The sequence below is a fragment of the Clostridium sp. AM34-11AC genome (assembly GCF_003435375.1).
GTDB lineage: Bacteria > Bacillota > Clostridia > Lachnospirales > Lachnospiraceae > Pilosibacter > Pilosibacter fragilis.
Genome location: NZ_QWGL01000040.1, coordinates 1 through 20,641 on the forward strand (window position 1 = coordinate 1; position 20,641 = coordinate 20,641).

A 20,641-nucleotide genomic window follows, 5' to 3' on the forward strand; every position below is an offset into this window, starting at 1 on the left:
ACATGGAATATCGTGATGGGCGTCTTTGATATGGCGCAGAGCGTAGTGGCGCAGGCGGCAGGGATTATCAATTCGGATGCGTCCATTGACATTTCCTCAGTTATGACCGATCTGGAACCGAGGCTGATGGAAATGGATCTGGGACCGCTGTTCGGACTGTGGTTCCAATCCCTCTTTATTGGCATTACTATGTGGGCGTTATATATCTGTATCTTTATCGTTATTTATGGCCGTATGATCGAAATCTACCTTGTGACTTCGGTGGCTCCCGTTCCAATGGCTGCAATGATGGGTAAAGAATGGGGCGGTATGGGACAGAACTACCTCCGATCCCTGCTGGCGCTGGGCTTTCAGGCGTTTCTCATTATCGTCTGCGTGGCAATTTATGCTGTGCTGGTGCAGAACATCGCTCTGGAAGATGACATCATCATGGCAATCTGGAGCTGCGTGGGCTACACCGTACTGCTGTGCTTTACGCTGTTCAAAACCGGCAGTCTCGCAAAATCAGTCTTTCAGGCGCACTAAAGGAGGGTTCTGTATGAAAAAATATCAAATCATTTACGCAGACCCGCCATGGAACTACAAAGTATATTCCAAGAAAGGATTGGGACGCAGTGCAGAAAGTCACTATCCGACCATGAGTATCGAGGATATTTGTGCGCTGCCAGTAGGCAACTTGGCGGATAAAGACTGTGCCTTGTTTTTATGGGTCACGATTCCATGTTTACTGGAAGGTCTCTCAGTTCTGAAGGCATGGGGATTTACCTATAAAACCGTCGGCTTTGTTTGGGTAAAGCAAAATCGAAAGGCAGATAGCTTGTTCTGGGGAATGGGATATTGGACGCGCTCCAATGTGGAACTTTGTATCCTCGCAACGAAAGGACATCCCAAGCGTATAAACGCAGCTGTTCATCAGGTCATTGTCTCTCACATTGAAGAACATTCAAAAAAACCGCAGGAAGCCAGAGAACGCATTGTCTCATTGATGGGTGATCTCCCGCGCATAGAACTGTTTGCTCGTCAATCCACACCCGGTTGGGATGTGTGGGGAAATGAAGTGGACAGCTCTATTTCATTCCCATAAAGGAGGTGGATAATATGGCTTATGTACCCGTACCCAAAGATTTAACCAAAGTCAAAACCAAGGTCATGTTCAATCTGACACGAAGGCAGCTGGTCTGCTTTACCGCCGGGGCGCTTGTAGGCGTACCGCTGTTCTTGTGGCTCCGTGAGCCTGCGGGAAACAGCATGGCTGCCATGTGTATGATGCTGGTCATGATGCCCTTCTTCCTGCTGGCAATGTATGAAAAGCATGGACAGCCCCTGGAAAAGATCGTCGGCAACATCCTCAAAGTAGCTGTGATCCGTCCCAAGCAGCGTCCCTACCAGACCAATAACTTTTATGCCGTATTAAAGCGGCAGGAAATGCTCGATAAGGAGGGGTATGACATTGTTCACCGCAATGAAAAGCTGGCTGCGCCGTCTGCTGGGAAACCCGGAAGAAAAGACCGTGCATCCGGTAAAGACAAAGAAAAAGCTGTCCCGCGCCGATAAGAAGCAGATCGAAGCGGCCATTGCCCGCGCCAACCGCACGGACAAAAAAGGAAAATCGGCACAGGACAGTATCCCCTATGAACGAATGTGGCCGGACGGGATCTGCCGCGTATCGGACAGCCACTACACAAAGACCATTCAGTTTCAGGACATCAACTATCAGCTCTCCCAAAATGAAGATAAGACCGCGATCTTTGAGGGCTGGTGTGATTTCCTCAATTATTTCGACAGCTCGATTCACTTCCAGCTGTCTTTTTTGAACCTTGCGGCATCGGAGGAGACCTTTGCCAACTCCATTTCCATTCCGCCCCAGGGGGATGCCTTTGACAGTATCCGTGAGGAATATACCACGATGCTGCAAAATCAGCTGGTCAGAGGCAACAACGGTCTCATCAAGACCAAATACCTGACCTTTGGTATCAACGCTGACAGCATCAAAGCCGCCAAGCCCCGTCTGGAGCGTATTGAGACCGATATACTCAATAACTTCAAGCGTCTTGGTGTAGCCGCCAGAACATTGGACGGTAAGGAAAGGCTTTCCCAGCTTCATGCGGTATTCCACATGGATGAACAGCTCCCGTTTCAGTTTGAATGGGACTGGCTGGCTCCTTCCGGCCTGTCCACGAAAGATTTTATTGCACCAAGCTCCTTTGAGTTCCGCACCGGCAAGCAGTTCCGTATGGGCAAGAAATACGGGGCTGTTTCTTTTTTGCAGATTTTAGCCCCAGAGCTGAATGACCGTCTGCTGGCTGATTTTCTGGATATGGAAAGCTCGCTCATTGTGAGTATGCACATTCAGTCGGTGGATCAGGTGAAAGCCATCAAAACGGTAAAGCGTAAGATTACCGATCTGGACCGCAGTAAGATTGAGGAACAGAAAAAAGCAGTCCGCGCCGGATACGACATGGACATCATTCCTTCTGACCTTGCCACCTACGGCAGCGAAGCGAAAAAGCTGTTGCAGGATTTGCAGAGCCGAAACGAGAGAATGTTCCTGGTCTCCTTTTTGGTGCTGAACACAGCGGACACCCCCCGTCAGCTTGGCAACAACATCTTTCAGGCAGGCTCTATTGCCCAGAAGTATAACTGCCAGCTGACCAGACTGGACTTCCAGCAGGAAGAAGGGCTGATGAGCTGTCTGCCCCTGGGACTCAATCAGATCGAGATTCAGCGAGGGCTGACCACCAGTTCCACAGCTATCTTTGTGCCCTTCACTACGCAGGAACTGTTCCAGAACGGGAAAGAAGCTCTGTACTACGGCATCAATGCTCTGTCCAACAACCTCATCATGGTGGATAGAAAGCTGCTGAAAAACCCCAACGGCCTGATTCTGGGTACGCCGGGTTCCGGTAAGTCCTTCAGCGCAAAACGAGAAATTGCCAACTGCTTTTTGCTTACCAATGATGATGTCATCATCTGTGACCCGGAAGCGGAGTACGCACCTCTGGTGGATCGTCTGCATGGGCAGGTCATCAAGATCTCGCCTACCTCAACCAACTACATCAATCCGATGGATCTGAACCTGGACTATTCGGATGATGAAAGCCCGCTGTCCCTCAAGTCTGACTTTATCCTCAGCTTGTGTGAGCTGATCGTGGGCGGTAAGGACGGATTGCAGCCGGTGCAGAAAACCATCATCGACCGTTGTGTGCGTCTGGTCTATCAGACCTACCTCAATGACCCGCGCCCGGAGAATATGCCCATACTGGAGGACCTATATAACCTGCTCCGTTCACAGGAGGAAAAGGAAGCCCAGTATATCGCCACGGCCCTTGAAATCTATGTAACCGGCTCCCTCAATGTGTTCAATCACCAGAGCAATGTGGACATCAATAACCGCATTGTCTGCTATGACATTAAGGAGCTGGGCAAGCAACTCAAGAAAATCGGTATGTTGGTGGTCCAGGATCAGGTGTGGAACCGCGTTACCATTAACCGCGCTGCCCACAAGTCCACCCGCTACTACATCGACGAGATGCACTTGCTTTTGAAGGAGGAACAGACCGCTGCTTATACGGTAGAAATCTGGAAGCGATTCAGAAAATGGGGCGGTATTCCGACAGGTATCACCCAGAATGTCAAAGACCTTTTGAGCAGCCGCGAGGTAGAGAACATCTTTGAAAACTCGGACTTCGTGTATATGCTCAACCAGGCAGGCGGAGACCGTCAGATACTTGCCAAGCAGCTGGGTATTTCCACACACCAATTATCTTATGTGACCCACTCCGGTGAGGGCGAGGGCCTGCTGTTTTATGGCTCTACAATCCTGCCTTTCGTGGATCACTTCCCGAAGAATACCGAGCTTTACCGCATTATGACCACCAAACCCCAGGAACTGAAAAAGGAGGATGAATAACTATGAAACAGAATATTTGCGAACTTGATACCATGATTTTTTTCCGTGAGGCATTGGAGGCTCACGAATTCATGTTGCTTCCGGTAATGGCCTCCGCTGTTGTTGAGTGTCGTACCGCTGACAAAGAACTCAAAACCTTGAATGAGGATGGCGAAATTGGTCTTGCCCGTCTCTTTTCGATTTGGGCGAATATGATGTGTGCCCCTGGTGCAGCAACCATTGTAGGGTGCAGACCTATCACAATGCTCTCTGAGATTCTGGCGCAAGTCCATGCGTATCTCACCGTGCATCCGCTATATGATCCGGAAGGTTTGGCCCTCTATGTGGAGCTGCACCACATGATGGATGCTATCCTAATGGGTGATTGGTTTGAATAAAGAGCCGCGCCTGCGCTTTACTGATGAGGAACGGTCGGACCCTGCACTGGAAAAGCCGATCCGCAAAACGGAGAAAGCTGCGGCCAGAGCAGATAAGGCGCAGGCCAATATCCCAAAGAAAAAGGTCAGGCAGACGGTCATCGACCCGGATACCGGAAAAAAGACCTCGAAGCTGACCTTTGAGGACAAGAAAAAGCCACCCTCCAAACTTTCTCAAGGGGTCAAGGAAGCTCCCGTCCATCTGGTTGCGGGCAAACTCCACAAAGAGATCCGGGAAACAGAACAGGACAATGTGGGCGTGGAAAGCGCCCACAAGTCCGAGGAAGCGGTGGAGACCGGCGCTTATCTGGTGCGGGAGGGCTATCACAGCCACAAGCTGAAGCCGTACCGCAAAGCAGCACAGGCAGAGCGCCAACTGGAAAAGGCAAATGTAAATGTTCTGTACCAGAAATCTTTGCAGGAAAATCCCCAGTTTGCCAGCAATCCACTTTCCCGCTGGCAGCAAAAGCAGGCCATCAAAAAGCAGTATGCCGCCGCCAAGCGCACCGGTCAGACTGCCGGAAATACCGCCCAGGCTGCGTCCAAAACCGGAAAAGCCGCAAGGACGGTAAAAGAAAAGGCACAGCAGGCAGGGGCATTCGTCATGCGCCACAAGAAGGGCTTCCTGATCGCAGGGGTTTTGTTCCTCATCGTCTGTATGCTGATGAATACCATGTCCTCCTGCTCTATGATGGCACAGAGTATTGGTTCTGTAATTTCCGGCACTACCTATCCATCGGATGACCCGGAAATGCTGGCGGTGGAGGCAGATTATGCAGACAGAGAAGCTCGGTTGCAGGAGAAAATCGACAACATCGAAAGCAGCCACCCAGGGTATGACGAGTATCGCTATAACCTGGATATGATTGGCCATGACCCCCATGAGCTGGCGGCAGTTCTCTCTGCTGTCTTGCAAGGCTATACACGCCACAGCGCACAGGCAGAGTTGAGTCGTGTGTTTGATGCACAGTATCAGCTCACGCTGAGAGAAGAAATTCAGATTCGCACTTACACTGACGAAGACGGGGATGAGCATGAATATGAATATCGTATTCTCCATGTAACTTTAACAAGCCGTTCCATTGCCTCTCTTGCGCCAGAACTACTGACTCCGGAGCAGATGGAGATGTACCAGGTCTACCGACAGACTATGGGCAATAAGCCGCTGTTATTTGGTGGCGGTTCCCCCGATACAGGTGTTTCTGAAGATTTGACTGGTGTTGAATTTATCAATGGCTCCCGCCCCGGCAATCCGCAGCTGGTGGAACTGGCGAAAAGTCAGGTGGGCAATGTGGGAGGACAACCTTATTGGAGCTGGTACGGCTTTGACTCCCGTGTGGAATGGTGTGCCTGCTTTGTATCATGGTGCTATGGTCAATCCGGTCGAACGGAACCACGCTTTGCTGGTTGTCAGTCTCAGGGTGTTCCGTGGTTCCAGTCTCATGGACAGTGGGGCGCACGAGGATATGAAAACATTGCCCCCGGTGATGCCATTTTCTTCGATTGGGGTCTGGATGGTTCCGCAGACCATGTGGGAATTGCTGTCGGCACCGATGGCAGCCGTGTTTATACCGTGGAGGGAAATTCCGGCGATGCCTGCAAGATCAAAAGTTATGACCTGAATTATCAGAGTATCAAGGGCTACGGCCTGATGAACTGGTAACAGAGATTTTTTAGAAGGAGTGATAGACGATGGCAAAGAACAAAATTGAACGCATTGACCAGGAGATTACAAAGGTCCGCGAGAAGATCGCAGAATATCAGGAAAAGCTCAAGGCGCTGGAGGCACAGAAAATCGAGGCAGAAAATCTGGAGATCGTCCAGATGGTGCGCGCTTTGCGTATGACCCCTGCCCAGCTGAGCGCCATGCTGTCCGGCGGCACAGTTTCCGGCAGTATGGTGGATGACAACAACGAACAGGAGGAAAACAGCTATGAGGAATAAACGATTGCTCCGAACACTTTCCGCCCTTTGCCTGACGCTGGTTCTGGCATCGGGCTTTACTGTTCCCGCTTTTGCCCAGGGCGCAGCGCCGCCCCCGGCAGAGGATACCTCCAATGACAGCAATGTGTTGGTGGAAGAAACGGAAAAAGCACCTCCGCTGACCCCGGAAGGCAACGCCGCTCTGGTGGATGATTTTGGGGGCAACAAGCAGCTCATTACCGTTACCACCAAAGCAGGCAACTATTTTTATATCCTGATCGACAGGGCCAACGAGGATAAAAAGACTGCTGTTCACTTTCTGAACCAGGTGGATGAAGCGGATCTGATGGCGCTGATGGAGGATGGAACAGCCAAAGAGGAGCCGCCTGCGGTGTGTAGCTGTTCGACAAAATGTGAAACAGGGACAGTCAATACGGCCTGCCCGGTCTGTGCAACCGATATGAGCAAATGTACGGGCAAAGCACCGGAACCTCCGGCAGAAACACCGGAGCCGGAAAAAGAGAAGCCTGCCGGACTGAACCCGGCTGCCCTGATCCTTCTGCTTGCTCTATTGGGCGGCGGTGGCGTATTTGCCTACTTGAAGCTCGTTAAGAATAAACCTAAGACCAAGGGCAATGACAGCCTGGACGATTATGATTATGGCGAGGAAGATTCCGAGGAATGGGAAACCGAGGATGAAGAAGTCCTTGAGGATGGTTTTGAGGGTTCTGACCCTAATGAGGAAAGCGATAGAACAGATTGAACTATTTGAGCGTAGCGTATTTCAAATCATTGCGGGATAAGGGACAGAGGACAGGGAGAAATTCCTGTCCTCTGCTGCTCTACTCACTCTCTTACTGCAAATCCACACCCAAAATCAGCAGCACATGGTCAAAGAAAGGAGGACCTCACAATGAACACATGGAACTGGTTATTACACTTTCTGATTATTTTTGATCTGGTCGCCTTCGGAATTTACTTTGGAGGAGACATTCTTTTCACTGCTATCAGCAAAGTTCAAAAAAAGTCAAAGAAGGACGATGACTTGGATCTTTATGATTTTGAAATTGAGACCGCACCCCAAAAGCGCTCTTTATGTGTGGACTCAATCCGAATGCTTTATTCTGGTGAGATAGATGAATTTGTGGAAAAGGAACTGTTGCCTGATGCAGCGGAGACCATGAACGCTTTATCTGAAGCTGAAAAAACAGCAGTTAGCCTGTTACTAAAAGCTTATATCGGTTTTTTGAGCGAAGAAGCAACGGTAGATGAACAAAGTTTTCCCATGGTTAAGGAACTGTTGTCTTATACACAGGGCAGCAAAGAAGATGGTGAAAAAGACGCCATAGATTGTCTGATGGAAGATACGGTCAGCAGAACCCACAGACATCGAGAATATTACAACAATTATCAACGCTATCAGCTGATGCAGGTGGATAAAGAGCGTGTGATTATGGCCTGCAATATCATAATCAATGATTTGATTGGCAGGTTGTACCGATATGATTATCACTTTGGCTATGACATTACACTTGCCTCAGAACACAGCATTGCAAAAAAACTGTCTGATGATTGGCAGGATGAATGGGAGGTTGAAGAATATGAAGCTGGTGATTGCTGAAAAACCATCCGTTGCCCAGAGTCTGGCTGCGGTGATCGGCGCAACTGCCCGTAAGGACGGGTATCTGGAGGGAAACGGCTGGCGTGTCAGCTGGTGCGTGGGCCATCTGGCCGGTCTTGCGGATGCAGACAGTTATGATCCCAAGTATGCCAAGTGGCGATATGATGACCTGCCTATTCTGCCGGAGCATTGGCAGATGGTAGTGGGAAAGGATAAGAAAAAGCAGTTTGATATTCTCAAAAAGCTGATGAACGCCTCGGATGTGGCGGAGGTAGTAAATGCCTGTGATGCCGGACGCGAGGGCGAGCTGATCTTCCGCAGCGTCTATGAGCTGGCAGGCTGCCAAAAGCCGATGAAAAGGCTCTGGATTTCTTCAATGGAGGACTTCGCCATAAGGGAGGGCTTTGCAAACCTGCGTCCAGGTGTAGATTATGATGGACTTCGGGATGCTGCTCTCTGCCGTGCCAAGGCCGACTGGCTGGTAGGGATCAATGCCACAAGGCTTTTTTCCGTGTTGTACCACCGCACCCTCAACATCGGGCGCGTGATGTCTCCAACGCTGGCGCTCATTGTCCAGCGAGAGGCTGAGATCGACACCTTTAAGCCGGTTCCCTTTTATACCGTGGCGCTGGAGCTGCCCGGTCTTACCGTATCCGGGGAGCGCATGAGTGACCGAGCAAGCGCAGAGCAGCTGAAAGAAGCCTGTCAGGGTGCAGCTGTCACAATTAAAAAAGTGGAGTGCAAGGAAAAGTCCGAAAAGCCGCCTGCCCTCTATGACCTGACTACTCTGCAAAGAGATGCCAACCGCCTGCTTGGATTTACAGCCCAGCAGACCCTGGACTATCTGCAAAGCCTGTATGAAAAGAAGCTCTGCACCTATCCCCGTACTGACAGCCGCTATCTGACCGGTGATATGGCAGACAGCCTGCCGGTGCTGGTCAATCTGGTTGCCAATGCTATGCCGTTTCGCAAAGGGATCGCCATTACCTGTGATCCGCAGACGGTCATCAACGATAAGAAAGTAACCGACCACCACGCAGTAATCCCTACCAGAAATCTCAAGGATGCAGACCTTTCTGCCCTTCCTGCGGGAGAAAAAGCGGTGATGGAGCTGGTGGCCCTGCGTCTGCTGTGTGCCGTAGCCCAGCCCCATATCTATTCGGAAACCGTTGTGATTGCCGACTGTGCCGGTGGGGAGTTTACCGCCAAAGGAAAAACAGTGAAGCACCCCGGATGGAAAGCACTGGAGGACGCTTACCGTGCCAAAATGAAGGATGCGGAGCCAAAAAAAGAGGGCGCAGAGAAAGCCCTGCCGGAGCTGACCGAAGGACAGACCCTTTCGGTTTCTGCGGCAATCGTCAAAGAAGGCAAAAGCAGTCCGCCCCAGCACTTTACGGATGTGATATTTTGTGAGCGTAAGGAGTGGATAGGAATTGAAGAAAGGAGTTCAGCATGAGAAGAAAAAAAGATAAAAGCAATGGCATTACTGCTTTGTATGAAAGACTGTCTCGTGATGATGATAATGCTGGAGAGAGTAACAGTATCGTTCATCAAAAGCAAATGCTTGAAGATTATGCTATAAAACATGGCTTTACGAATCTTGTTCATTTTACCGATGATGGTTGGAGTGGAGCGACCTTTGACAGACCTTCATGGAACAGACTTGTTGAAGGTGTTAAAAACGGAGAAATCACTGCCTGTATCTGCAAGGATATGTCCAGAATCGGCAGAGATCATCTGCAAGTAGGTTTTTTCACTGACATTCTGTTTAGAGAAAAGGAAGTTCGATTTATAGCAATCAATAATGGTATTGACAGTGACCGTCAAGAAACCAGTGAGTTTGCCCCTTTTCTGAATATCATGAATGAGTGGTTTGTCAGGGACACAAGTAAGAAAATTAAAGCTGTACTGAAATCCAGAGGTTCTTCCGGCAACGCTCATACAAGTAATATCCCACCATACGGCTATTTGAAAGACCCCGAAAACCCCGACCATTGGATTATTGATGAAGAAGCTGCTGAAGTAGTCCGCAGAATTTATCGCATGACTATTGAGGGAAAAGGACCTTATCAGATAGCAAGAGAACTTTCAGAAGAAAAAATAGAAAGACCGTCTTATTATCTTGGAAAAAAGGGACTTGGAAATCATGCAAGCAACTATGACAAAGAAAATCCGTATATGTGGCGAGGAAATCAGGTTACTACTCTGATTGCCCGACCAGAGTATATCGGAAAGACTGTCAACTTCAGGACATTCAAAAATTCCTATAAGGACAAAAAGACGAAAAGGGCAGACAAGGAAGATTGGGTGGTTTTTGATGATACACAAGAGCCTATTGTCGATGAAGAAACATGGCTGCTTGCTCAAAAGTTAAGACAGAATGTAAGAAAAGCAGATCCTATGGGCGAGCCTAATGTTCTGACCGGAAAGATTTACTGTGCTGATTGTGGTGCGCCGATGTATAATCACAGGCAGCGGAAAGGGCGAGAAAGAATATACTATACTGCCAAAGGCGAAAAAAGGACAAGTTATTCCAATCCGGCAGATTGTTATGAATGTTCCACTTATAATCTTGCTTATCAGAAGTATGATCGTCACTGTACTTGCCACCATATTTCAACAAAAGCACTTAAAAGCATCATTCTGAAAACCATACAGGAGACTTGCCATTATGTTTCTTTGAATGAGCAGGAGTTTGTCTATTCTCTGCAAGAAGAATCGGCGATGAAAGATATTGCTGTTTCTGAAACTGTAAAAAACCGCATTGAAAGAAATCAGAAGCGAGTTCACGAACTGGATATGCTTATCAGGAAAATCTATGAAGATAATGTGATTGGAAGATTGCCGGACAGACTTTTTCAGAGTATGCTTACTGATTATGAAAATGAGCAGAACGAGCTGAACAAGATTATTGAGACTGACACCGCTGATATGCAACGGATTATAGGCGGTCAAAATAATGTGGAGCGTTTTCTAAAGCTGGTCAAAAAGTATGAGAACATTACAGAACTTACTCCTGCCATGATAAATGAATTTATCGACAAAATTCTGGTTCACGAGCCACAAGGAAAAGGTGCAGACCGCACCACAGAGGTGGAGATATATCTTAACTATGTCGGGCAATTTCAAGTACCTGTGGAGCAGCATGAACCAACCGAGGAAGAAAGGATTGCTGCTGAAAAAGAGGCGGAACGACTTCGCAGAAAACGAGAATCCAATCGTAAGTATATGAAAAAGATTCGTGAGAAATCAAAAGAATTTGCGGAGCATGAGCGTATAGCAGAAGAAAAAAGCTCTGATAGCAATGTGTGTGTTGAACAGAACGCCACAAGCAAATCAAATCGGCAAAAAGTGAAAGGAGAAAAAATAGCATGACAGAATTGAAACCACGAATCCATGATGAAAGCAATGGTCTGGACTATGTTCTTGTGGGCGATTACTATGTGCCGGACTTGAAGCTGCCGGAGGAACACCGCCCTATCGGTATGTGGGGCAGACTGCACAGGACATATTTGGAGCAGTACCGCCCTGCAAGGTTATCTGCCCTCTGTTTATCCGGCGAACTGCATACTTACCTTGCTGACCTGAACGAACAGGCAGCGGAAAGGTGCAGCCTTATCATTGAGCAGATGAAACAAGCCGAGGGTGTGACCGAAACCATGAAAGCAGATAATCAGATGTTGTGGGTACAGTCCATAAACTCTATCCGTAACCGAGCCGAAGAAATCATCAGACAGGAAATGATTTACTGCTGATTTTATCAAGTCCAAAACCAACAATTTTATATCGTCAACGAAGCGACAGGTATTTCCTTATGAAGTGTCTGTCGCTTTTCATTTATCAAACTTTAAGGAGGAAAACACAATGAAGATGAACCGGAATGAAATGGAAGCCCTTTATGCCTTTGGCTGTCCGAACCTGAAAGCAACTGTCGAGCGTTTGCGTATGGTGGCTGCCCTTGCACCCGATCCGGTGGCGAAGAAGCTGTTTTATATGCTTTCCGTCAAGCTGAGTGCTGAGGGTGTTGAAAGGTGGTATCGTTGCTTTTACCGCAGGCTGAGGGTGTTGAAAAACCGTAGGGAGGGCTGCTATGACGAGACTGACAAAGATTGAGAAAGAAACAATCGTTCTCTTTAATGAGGGCGAGGACAAGGCAAATATCTACACCCACAACGCCGGATTGAAAAAGAGGTTGGCTGCTTTTGCTAAGAAGTACCCTGACCTTTGCCGACTGGAAAAATCCAATGTTCAAGGCGGTGTTTCTTATGAGCTGGCAAAGTCCCGTCTGTCTATCCGTTTCCTGCCGCCTTACAGTGAGGAACGCAGACAGAAAGCCAGTGAATATGCGAAAAAGCATGGGCTGAACAGCCAGCAGGGATAATGTGATAATCAGGGCTGATATGCGGTTAAAATGTCAGGTGCAGACCTGATGTTTTGACCGTTGCCTATCGCCTGTGAGGAAAGTATCGGGGACTATGGATTTTGCGGAAATGTGCGTTATAGGTAAGTAAAAAACTACTTGATAGAGCGTGAATTGAATTGTTCATATCGGTATGATATAATTTACTGAAATGAAGCAAGAAGGTGGACTTTTGTATGAAAAAATTTTTGAAAATATTGCTAATCATTGTAGGAATAGTTTTTTTGATTTTTGCAGCGCTGATATGTATTGGACTGTTTGTTGATTATGATGACCATATTGAAAATGGTCGTTATACTTATGTTCCGGAAGATGACAATAAAGACAATGCATATGTCGAATTCAATTTGAGTGATTACGATAAAAAGGATTCTGAACTCATATATTATAGTTCTGTCGAAGAAGCTATTTTGAATTCTCCTTTGAATGCTGAAAATGAAGAATTTTCTGTTCCAGAAGATTTTCTTAATCATGTTGATGAAATATTGCATATATGGAATGGCAAACAGTATGATACTATTTTCTATCGGGCAGGAAGCGATAACGATCCCGTTCAAGGTTTTGTGATGGCACGCTGCAAAAAACAGGTGGAGGAAGCAAGTGTACAATATGCGTTTGTAAATGCTACACCAGCTACCACTACACCAGATACCACTTATGGGGGAGACTTCAAAAAATTTATCCATTTATCTTTAACAATAAGTGATATTCAACAAGACTTAAATCCAAATTATCCGGATACCAGATTCGTTTTTGGCTATGCACATGATAAAGAAATTTACTCATTAGAAGTAGAAGGTCAAAAGCCAGATGGGATTATAGAATATGAAGAATATGGTAGAACGATGTATATGTGGTATTATAACGATTTGAAAAGCAATAAAAGAGGCGATTGTCTGAGCTACTCAGTAGATGTGCCAGAGTAATTTTTCAAATTGGCTAATCTGCCACAACTGAATATGAACGTTAAGGTCAGATGAAGAAACCGATGTATTGAGCGTAAAGCGATCATGCGTCGGTTTTTCTTTTTGCAAAATAGTCCGGTGGACTGTTTTGTAAAACCGAAGGAACTGACGGAGCTTGGGACGGGGCGAAGTCAGTTTGTTCGGGCGGGAGTACGGAGGGTGCAACCCTTTGTGCATGGGTACAGGGAATGCAATATCCCTGTGCAGGTCAAGGGCGGCAGCCTTGCCCAGTTAAGTGGCGTTTCGCCACTTAGTACTGGGTATTACTTGACGCAGAAAGCCGCAAGGAATCAGCTTCGCTGCCCTTCTCCCCTGTCGGGGAAATCAAAAAGAAAAGGAGGAACTCATGTGAAATTAACAAGACACAATGGACGAGCCGGAAAGAATGGCGTTTATAATCCGAAGCACAATGACCGCAGTTTTGACATTGCCAACAGCGAACACATTGACGAAGAACGAGCCAAACAAAATCTCTATTGGGACTGTTACAATGGCTTCCGCAATTTCAAAAATCCCGAAAAGGAAAATGAGCTGTCTGCCACTTTTGAAGATGTGGAACAGCTTTTTTATCGTCAGCGGTATCGTGATTTTGTGACCGGACAGAACGAAAGAAATGTGAAGAACCGACACCCTGAAAGAAATAAGGAAACCGGAGATTTACTCAAAAGCAAAAAGACCTGTCCAGAGGAAACGGTCTATCAGATTGGAACGCTTGATAATCATGTTCCACCGGAATTGCTCATTGAGATCGTCACAGAATTTATGGAAATCGTAAATGAGCGTTTCGGTTCTCATGTCCATATCCTGAATTGGGCTCTGCACTTGGATGAAAGTACCCCTCATATTCACGAGCGTCATGTGTTCGACTGTGAAAATCAATATGGGGAGATTGCCCCACAACAGGAAAAGGCTTTGGAAGCACTGGGGTTTGAACTGCCGGAACCGGAGAAGCCTGTCGGAAGAAAAAATAACCGCAAGATGACTTTCGATTCAGCTTGCCGAGTGCTGCTGTTTGATGTGGCGAAAAAGCATGGCTTACAACTGGAAGAAGAACCGGAATATGGTGGTCGTGCATATCTGGAAAAACAGGACTATATTCTTTTCAAGCAAAAGGAGCAACTGGCAGCACAGGAGCAAAAGCTGGAAGAACTCACGATGAAGATTGAGGATGTGGAAGCTCTGGTGGACGAGGTTGCCGATATTGCCTATGACAAGGCGGTTGAGGTCGTTGCTGATACTGTGAAACTGGAAACGCACAAGGAGGATATTAAGCTGGTGGAGCAGTCTAAGGCATGGGTTCTCTCCCCTGAGCGTAAGGCTTCAAAGAAAGAAATCGAGTATGCAACGAAACGATTGGATGGCGTGATTGCCAGAATCACAAACGCTATGAAATCAACCATTCAGAAAATTCAAACCACGCTGATGAAACCGGAGGTCAAAAAAGCCGGAACGGAGCAAATCAAGAAGAAAGCCAAAAGTTCCATTATAGAGCAGTTGAGCCGAAAAAAGAAAGAAATGGCAGAGCGTGAAGTCAGCCGGACACTTCCGGCGAAAAGCAAAAAACAGGATATGGAACTCTAAAGCACTTGCTGTTTTCACTTTGAAAATGACAGGTGCTTTTGCTTTAGGAAGCAAGAAAATATCTTCCATTCTTTAGGTTGATGAAGTATAATGATAGTAAGAAATTTTTTGTAATGACCTTAATCCAATAAGTGATTTTGCAATTATCAAGTAAAGGATGTAATTATATGAAGAAAGTACTGTTGCTTTTCAGTGTGATTATTATACTCGGTTTAACAGGCTGCTCTAACAAATATTTCAATGACTGGTTTAGCTCTGAACAAAATGAAACGGATAAGATGTGTCAACAAATTATCGAGGCATGTAAGCAACAGGATTCAGAGAAACTCAAATCTCTATTTTCCGAAGAAAGCAAAAAGAACATTGAGAATTTAGACACTGAAATCTCTGCTTTTTTCGATTATATTGAGGGCAGTATCCAAAGTTTTGAGGGCGATTGTGCATCATCAAGTGAAAGCAACTATGGTAAAAGGAAAACGGAATTGGATGGTATGTATCTCATATTGACAGAGAAGGAACGGTATTGTATGAATTTTTATATGTATAGTGAGGATGATGAAAATGCCCAAAATGTGGGGATATATAAAATTGAAATTGCATTAGAGAGCGAAGTGGCTGAGGATAATTTTATATGGGATAATCCCCCAAACGGTATTTTTGTTGGAGGACAAAATTGATTTTTGTTATGAGAGAACATTAAAGTATAAATTTCGGATGGTATAAGAAAAACTGACTACAATTAAATCTTCACAGCTTTACTAAGCAAGAGATCCGAATGATATGCTCCCTTCATGATGACAGTTTGTTTTTTCACTGTCTCTCATAAAGGGAGCATATCAGAAAAGGTCTCCTGCTTTTTTTCCCAAAAACTGAATATGGAACTCTAAGGCACTTGCTGTTTTCGTTTTGAAAATGACAGGTGCTTTTGCTTTAGGGAGCAAGAAAATATCTTCCATTCTTTAGGTTGATGAAGTATAATGTAAGCAACAAACTTGAAGTTTAAGGGAATGATATTATGGATTTTGCTATATTTAGATTGTTTATAAGAGTTTCATTATTTGTTATAGCTTTAATTGCTTGCATTATCTATCTAATTAAAAAAAGAAAACTTATCTATTCGATATTTTTTGATAAAGAAGCGATAAAAAAAGAATATACTGGAAAAAATGATATAATATTTCTTCGATTGGCTAATACCATTCTTGTTATAGTAGCTATTCTTTTAATCTTATATTTGAAAGATTTTGTTTTAGATATGCCTTACATCATAAACAAACAGTATAGTTATGCAGAAGGATATGTAACTGAACAATCTCATGGTGGTGCAGATATATCTTCTGAAAGAAGAAGTATTTTTCTATATGATAAAGTTAAAGATGATGAAATCGAAATCACAGTATTTTCAAGGTATGTTGATAAAAATACTTATTTAAAGGTACAATATCTTCCGCATACGAAATATGGTGCTATTGTAGAAAATAAATAATTCATTCTAAAAAGAAAAATCCCAGTTTGTATAACTGGCAACCCAACCACAATTAAATCTTCACAGCTTTGCTAAGCAGGAAATCTGAAAAGGTCTCCTGCTTTTTTGCACCTAAAATTAAATATGGAACTTTAAGGCACTTGCTATTTTCGTTTTGAAAATGACAGGTGCTTTTTTCGTTTCAGGAAAGGAGTCACATGAATGTATTTGAAATTGTAAAAGAAAATGTTACTGCCCGACAAGCCGCAGAAGCCTATGGCTTGAAAGTGGGTCGCACAGGTATGGCGTGCTGTCCGTTTCACTCGGATATGTCCCCCAGTATGAAGCTGGATGAACGCTATTACTGTTTTGGCTGCGGAGCAACCGGAGACGCTGTTGATCTCACAGCGAAGCTATTCGGTATCGGGCTGAGGGAAGCTGCTGTCAAACTTGCTGAAGATTTTGGTCTTAACTATGACAGCCGACAAAAGCCCAGTGTCCGCCCTCGTATTCGTGAGCCGACACCGGAGCAGAAATATCAAAAAGAAGAAAATCATTGCTACAAGGTGCTGACGGATTATTTTCATCTTCTTAGAGAATGGGAAAAGAAATACGCTCCTAAACAGCCGGATGAGGAATGGAATCCTCTGTTTGCAGAAGCACTGTATAAGAAGAACTATATCGAATATCTGCTTGATATTCTTCTGTATGGTTCATTGGAGGAACGAAAAGCACTTGTGGCAGAACAGAGAAAGGAGGTGTTGAAACTTGAACAACGAATTGCAGAACTGTCAGCAGACAGAACCATGCACAGTAGAAGAAATCCGAAACAGCTTAGAGCAGAGCGAGAAAGGTAAGGTTTATAATACTGCCGCAAATTATAAGCGTGTTCTGCAATATGACCCACTTTTGAAAGGAGCTATCCGAAAAAATCTTCTGACCGAAAGAATCGACATTGTGAAGCCCCTCGGTTGGTATCGTGACAGCCCGACATTGACGGATGTGGATGTGAAATATCTGCTCCTATATTTTGAAGAAAACTATGGATTGACCGTAGAAAAGAAAATCATAGACGCAGTTGCGGTTATTGCCAACGAAAACCGTTACCACCCTGTCTGCGATTTTCTCAATGCCCTACACTGGGACGGAACGGAACGCATACGCTTCTGTCTGCACCGCTTTCTCGGTTCTGATACAGATGATTACACCTATGAAGCATTGAAGTTGTTTCTGTTGGGTGCTATCTCACGAGCCTTTAAGCCGGGGTGCAAATTTGAGGTAATGCTCTGTCTTGTAGGCGGTCAGGGAGCCGGAAAGTCCTCTTTCTTCCGTTTGCTTGCGGTCAATGATGATTGGTTCTCTGATGACTTGAAGAAGCTGGATGATGAAAATGTGTACCGCAAAATGCAGGGGCATTGGATTATTGAAATGTCGGAAATGATTGCAACCGCCAACGCTAAGAGCATTGAAGAAATCAAGTCCTTTCTGAGCCGCCAAAAGGAAACCTATAAGATACCCTATGAAACACATCCGGCAGACAGAAAACGACAATGTGTGTTTGGAGGTTCTTCCAATACCCTTGACTTTCTTCCCCTCGACCGAACAGGCAACCGCCGCTTCGTTCCGGTTATGGTCTATCCTGAAAGGGCTGAGGTTCATATTTTGGCAGATGAACAGGCTTCAAGAGAGTATATCAATCAGATGTGGGCAGAAGCTATGGAGATTTACAGAAGCGGAAATTTCCGTCTGAGATTCAGTCCGGCTATGAACGCTTATCTGAAAGCCCACCAAAAGGACTTTATGCCGGAGGACACAAAGGCAGGACAGATTTTAGACTATTTGGAACGCTATTCCGGCAGCATGGTCTGTTCCAAACAGCTTTATAAGGAAGCACTGGGGCATGATTATGACGAACCGAAACAATGGGAACTGCGAGAGATCAACGACATTATGAATAACGCTGTCACAGGCTGGAGGGCGTTCAGCAATCCTAGGTATTTTCCAGAGCCTTACCGCAGACAAAAAGGCTGGGAGCGTATCAGGAACGACAACGAGCCTGACAACAGCATGGATGGTTTTCAAGAAATCCCGACAGAGGAAATGGAACAGTTAGGGCTTCCGGAAGAATGGTTGAAGCAAAAATAAAAGCTCGTTGTCGCTTCGGTTGTCGAGCCGGTTGTCGGTCTGGTTGTCGGGCAAAAATCCCGAAAGCCTTGATATTGCGGCACTTTTCCCTCTCTGACAACCATGACAACCAATATTATAAAGAAAAAGGAAATAGTAAAAAGATAGTATCGCCCGATAAAGAAAAAAGGTTTTCTGATGTCCGTTGTCGGAACTTCGTTGTCAGACCTTTCCTTGTCGGGCTTTTTTCATTCAAGGAGGAATATCGTATGACAAATATTGTGAACAGTACACTACCCACCCCAAATAACCATTCGGAGAAAAACAAACCGGATGGAGTTTTTGTGATTAAGCAAGGCAAAACAAATTATAAAGTCAAAGTGTTTTTTGACCATAGTAGCGGTTTGACTGCTGAGGACAGATTGAAACGCATTATTCAGGCAGAAGCAGAGAGAGAATCTGCGTAAGTAATATAAAAAATATCCACGCACCCCCTTGACAAAAGCTTTCAGAGGACACCCTATTGTCCGCGATGGAGACTGCCGGAAAAGAAGATATGCCGGAGGATGCCGAACGAAAAGGTCTGGGGACACCGGCCACCCGTGCCGGTATTTTGGAAAAGCTGGTATCTGCCGGTTTTCTGGAACGAAAAAAGAGCAGGAAAACGGTGCAGCTTCTCCCTTCCCACGATGCAGTTTCCCTTATCACCGTTCTGCCGGAACAGCTGCAATCGCCGCTTTTGACTGCCGAGTGGGAGTACCGCCTGGGCGAGATCGAGCGCGGGCAGCTTGCCCCGGAGGAGTTTTTGGACGGGATCAGCACCATGTTGGGAGACCTGGTGGGAACTTATCAGGTCATCAAGGGAACCGAGTACCTGTTCTCCCCGCCCCGTGAGGTGGTAGGCAAATGCCCCCGCTGCGGCGGTGAAGTTGCAGAACTGCAAAAAGGCTTCTTCTGTCAGAATGATTCTTGCAAATTTGCAATCTGGAAAAATAACAAATGGTGGGCTGCCAAGAAAAAACAGCCGACCAAGGCTGTGGTGTCTGCACTGCTGAAAGATGGCCGTGTCCGTGTAACGGGCCTATATTCGGAGAAAACCGGCAAGACCTACGATGCCACTGTGGTTTTGGAGGACGATGGACAGTATGCCAATTTCAAGCTGGAATTTGACCAGCGGAAAGGAGGCAGCCGATGAAGCTCTCTTTAGTGGAACGGGAAACCATTCTCCTCTATAACCAGGCAGAACCAATGGCTGAGGTCTACACCCACGATCCCCGCCTGATGGAGAAACTGGAACTGCTGGCAAAAAAGCACCCCGACCAGATCACCCGAAAGGATGCCCATAACTTTACCGTCCCCAAGCGGTGTGTATCAGTCAGGGAGCCATACAGCGCAGAACGCCGCAAAGCTGCCAGTGAGCGTGCGAAAGCTGCCGGATACCAGCCCCCTGTGAGAAAGGCCGGCAGTTAAAGGCACATGGCAGAGAATGTATTTGAAGCAGTCAAGCAGTCGGTCAGCACCAGAGAAGCGGCAGAGTTTTATGGGATAAAAGTCAGGCGAAATGGCATGGCCTGCTGTCCTTTTCACGATGATAAGAACCCCAGCATGAAGGTAGACCAGCGATTCCACTGCTTTGGCTGCGGTGAAGATGGGGATGTGATCGACTTTACCGCAAAGCTCTTTGACCTCTCCTCAAAAGAAGCGGCGGAGAAACTGGCACAGGACTTTGGCCTGATCTATGACAGTCAGGCCCCTCCCCGCAGGAGGTATGTCCGGCAGAAAAACGAGGCACAGAAATTTCGGGAGGACCGGCAGCGGTGTTATCGCGTACTGTCCGATTACTACTATCTGCTGAAAAAATGGGAGGCCGACAATTCTCCCCGGACACCGGAGGAAGAACCGCACCCCCGTTTTGTGGAAGCAATCCAGAAAAAAACCTATGTAGAGTACCTGTTGGACCTTTTTCTTTATGAAAGTGAAGAAGAACAAAAGGCATGGATTGCAGAACACACAGCAGAAATCACACACTTGGAAAGGAGATTGAAAATCATGGCTGAGAACAAACCCACCAACCGAGAGCGGCTAAGGGAAATCACAGATGGCATCGAGCAGGGGATCAAAGAACTGTTTGAGAGTGAAAAGTATATGCGCTATCTGTCCGTCATGTCCCGCTTCCACCGCTATTCGGTAAACAACACCATGCTCATCTATATGCA

General features: G+C 46.3%; 22 protein-coding genes and 2 pseudogenes. All 24 read left to right on the forward strand.

Annotation, left to right across the window (positions count from 1 at the left end; translation table 11 throughout):
* On the forward strand, positions 1 to 525 hold a 525-nt coding region (locus DW826_RS15765), incomplete at its 5' end, for a VirB6/TrbL-like conjugal transfer protein, CD1112 family (RefSeq protein ID WP_242994122.1).
* A 13-nt stretch (positions 526 to 538) separates the two neighbouring features.
* Positions 539 to 1,084 (forward strand): MT-A70 family methyltransferase, encoded by a 546-nt coding sequence (locus DW826_RS15770; protein ID WP_002589060.1) that lies wholly within the window; start codon positions 539 to 541, stop codon positions 1,082 to 1,084.
* 14 nt (positions 1,085 to 1,098) lie between these two features.
* On the forward strand, positions 1,099 to 1,554 hold the full coding sequence (locus tag DW826_RS15775; RefSeq protein ID WP_117553171.1) for a PrgI family protein: 456 nt from the start codon (positions 1,099 to 1,101) through the stop codon (positions 1,552 to 1,554).
* The gene (locus DW826_RS15780) at positions 1,511 to 3,910 is read left to right on the forward strand and encodes a VirB4-like conjugal transfer ATPase, CD1110 family (RefSeq protein WP_006059580.1); all 2,400 of its coding nucleotides are present in this window, start codon (positions 1,511 to 1,513) and stop codon (positions 3,908 to 3,910) included. The genes DW826_RS15775 and DW826_RS15780 overlap by 44 nt, the downstream gene beginning before the upstream one ends.
* A 2-nt stretch (positions 3,911 to 3,912) precedes the next feature.
* The gene (locus DW826_RS15785; protein ID WP_002569211.1) at positions 3,913 to 4,287 is read left to right on the forward strand and encodes a DUF3851 family protein; all 375 of its coding nucleotides are present in this window, start codon (positions 3,913 to 3,915) and stop codon (positions 4,285 to 4,287) included.
* Positions 4,280 to 5,989, forward strand: coding sequence for a CHAP domain-containing protein (locus DW826_RS15790; RefSeq protein ID WP_117553172.1), 1,710 nt, complete (start codon positions 4,280 to 4,282; stop codon positions 5,987 to 5,989). Before DW826_RS15785 ends, DW826_RS15790 begins: the two co-directional genes overlap by 8 nt.
* 29 nt (positions 5,990 to 6,018) lie before the next feature.
* Positions 6,019 to 6,270, forward strand: a complete 252-nt coding sequence (locus tag DW826_RS15795; protein WP_008723337.1) for a DUF4315 family protein — start codon at positions 6,019 to 6,021, stop codon at positions 6,268 to 6,270.
* Positions 6,260 to 7,012, forward strand: a complete 753-nt coding sequence (locus DW826_RS15800) for a DUF4366 domain-containing protein (protein ID WP_117553173.1) — start codon at positions 6,260 to 6,262, stop codon at positions 7,010 to 7,012. Before DW826_RS15795 ends, DW826_RS15800 begins: the two co-directional genes overlap by 11 nt.
* A 150-nt stretch (positions 7,013 to 7,162) precedes the next feature.
* Positions 7,163 to 7,870, forward strand: coding sequence for a conjugal transfer protein TraG (locus DW826_RS15810; RefSeq protein WP_117553174.1), 708 nt, complete (start codon positions 7,163 to 7,165; stop codon positions 7,868 to 7,870).
* Positions 7,851 to 9,269: pseudogene (locus tag DW826_RS15815) on the forward strand (DNA topoisomerase); the annotation flags it as partial. The gene DW826_RS15810 and the pseudogene DW826_RS15815, both read left to right, overlap by 20 nt.
* Positions 9,270 to 9,322: 53 nt before the next feature.
* The gene (locus DW826_RS15820; RefSeq protein WP_003023119.1) at positions 9,323 to 11,245 is read left to right on the forward strand and encodes a recombinase family protein; all 1,923 of its coding nucleotides are present in this window, start codon (positions 9,323 to 9,325) and stop codon (positions 11,243 to 11,245) included.
* Positions 11,242 to 11,625: a TnpV protein gene (locus DW826_RS15825; RefSeq protein WP_117553176.1), complete on the forward strand. Its 384-nt coding sequence runs from the start codon at positions 11,242 to 11,244 to the stop codon at positions 11,623 to 11,625. The genes DW826_RS15820 and DW826_RS15825 overlap by 4 nt, the downstream gene beginning before the upstream one ends.
* Before the next feature lie 109 nt (positions 11,626 to 11,734).
* Positions 11,735 to 11,983, forward strand: a complete 249-nt coding sequence (locus tag DW826_RS15830) for a ferredoxin (RefSeq protein ID WP_117553177.1) — start codon at positions 11,735 to 11,737, stop codon at positions 11,981 to 11,983.
* Positions 11,961 to 12,251, forward strand: coding sequence for a hypothetical protein (locus DW826_RS15835; protein WP_005930793.1), 291 nt, complete (start codon positions 11,961 to 11,963; stop codon positions 12,249 to 12,251). Before DW826_RS15830 ends, DW826_RS15835 begins: the two co-directional genes overlap by 23 nt.
* Positions 12,252 to 12,466: 215 nt before the next feature.
* Positions 12,467 to 13,216 (forward strand): hypothetical protein, encoded by a 750-nt coding sequence (locus tag DW826_RS15840; protein WP_117553178.1) that lies wholly within the window; start codon positions 12,467 to 12,469, stop codon positions 13,214 to 13,216.
* Positions 13,217 to 13,300: 84 nt separating this feature from the next.
* The gene (locus DW826_RS15845) at positions 13,301 to 14,836 is read left to right on the forward strand and encodes a serine/arginine repetitive matrix protein 2 (RefSeq protein ID WP_181968097.1); all 1,536 of its coding nucleotides are present in this window, start codon (positions 13,301 to 13,303) and stop codon (positions 14,834 to 14,836) included.
* A 167-nt stretch (positions 14,837 to 15,003) separates the two neighbouring features.
* Positions 15,004 to 15,513, forward strand: coding sequence for a DUF5104 domain-containing protein (locus DW826_RS15850; RefSeq protein ID WP_024720781.1), 510 nt, complete (start codon positions 15,004 to 15,006; stop codon positions 15,511 to 15,513).
* 338 nt (positions 15,514 to 15,851) lie between these two features.
* Positions 15,852 to 16,322 carry a hypothetical protein gene (locus DW826_RS15855; RefSeq protein WP_022616344.1) on the forward strand — a complete coding sequence of 157 codons (471 nt, stop codon included), beginning with the start codon at positions 15,852 to 15,854 and terminating at the stop codon, positions 16,320 to 16,322.
* Positions 16,323 to 16,519: 197 nt separating this feature from the next.
* Positions 16,520 to 17,158, forward strand: a complete 639-nt coding sequence (locus DW826_RS15860; RefSeq protein WP_117553179.1) for a CHC2 zinc finger domain-containing protein — start codon at positions 16,520 to 16,522, stop codon at positions 17,156 to 17,158.
* Positions 17,070 to 18,446: a virulence-associated E family protein gene (locus tag DW826_RS15865; protein WP_117553180.1), complete on the forward strand. Its 1,377-nt coding sequence runs from the start codon at positions 17,070 to 17,072 to the stop codon at positions 18,444 to 18,446. The genes DW826_RS15860 and DW826_RS15865 overlap by 89 nt, the downstream gene beginning before the upstream one ends.
* Before the next feature lie 248 nt (positions 18,447 to 18,694).
* Complete coding sequence (locus DW826_RS15875) at positions 18,695 to 18,892, forward strand: hypothetical protein (protein WP_005335835.1); 198 nt, start codon at positions 18,695 to 18,697, stop codon at positions 18,890 to 18,892.
* Positions 18,893 to 18,933: 41 nt separating this feature from the next.
* A pseudogene (locus DW826_RS15880) lies at positions 18,934 to 19,620 on the forward strand (DNA topoisomerase); the annotation flags it as partial.
* Positions 19,617 to 19,895 carry an immunoglobulin gene (locus tag DW826_RS15885; RefSeq protein WP_117553181.1) on the forward strand — a complete coding sequence of 93 codons (279 nt, stop codon included), beginning with the start codon at positions 19,617 to 19,619 and terminating at the stop codon, positions 19,893 to 19,895. The pseudogene DW826_RS15880 and the gene DW826_RS15885, both read left to right, overlap by 4 nt.
* Positions 19,896 to 19,901: 6 nt before the next feature.
* Positions 19,902 to 20,641, forward strand: a 740-nt coding sequence (locus DW826_RS15890) for a CHC2 zinc finger domain-containing protein (RefSeq protein WP_242994123.1), incomplete at its 3' end; no start/stop codon positions are given.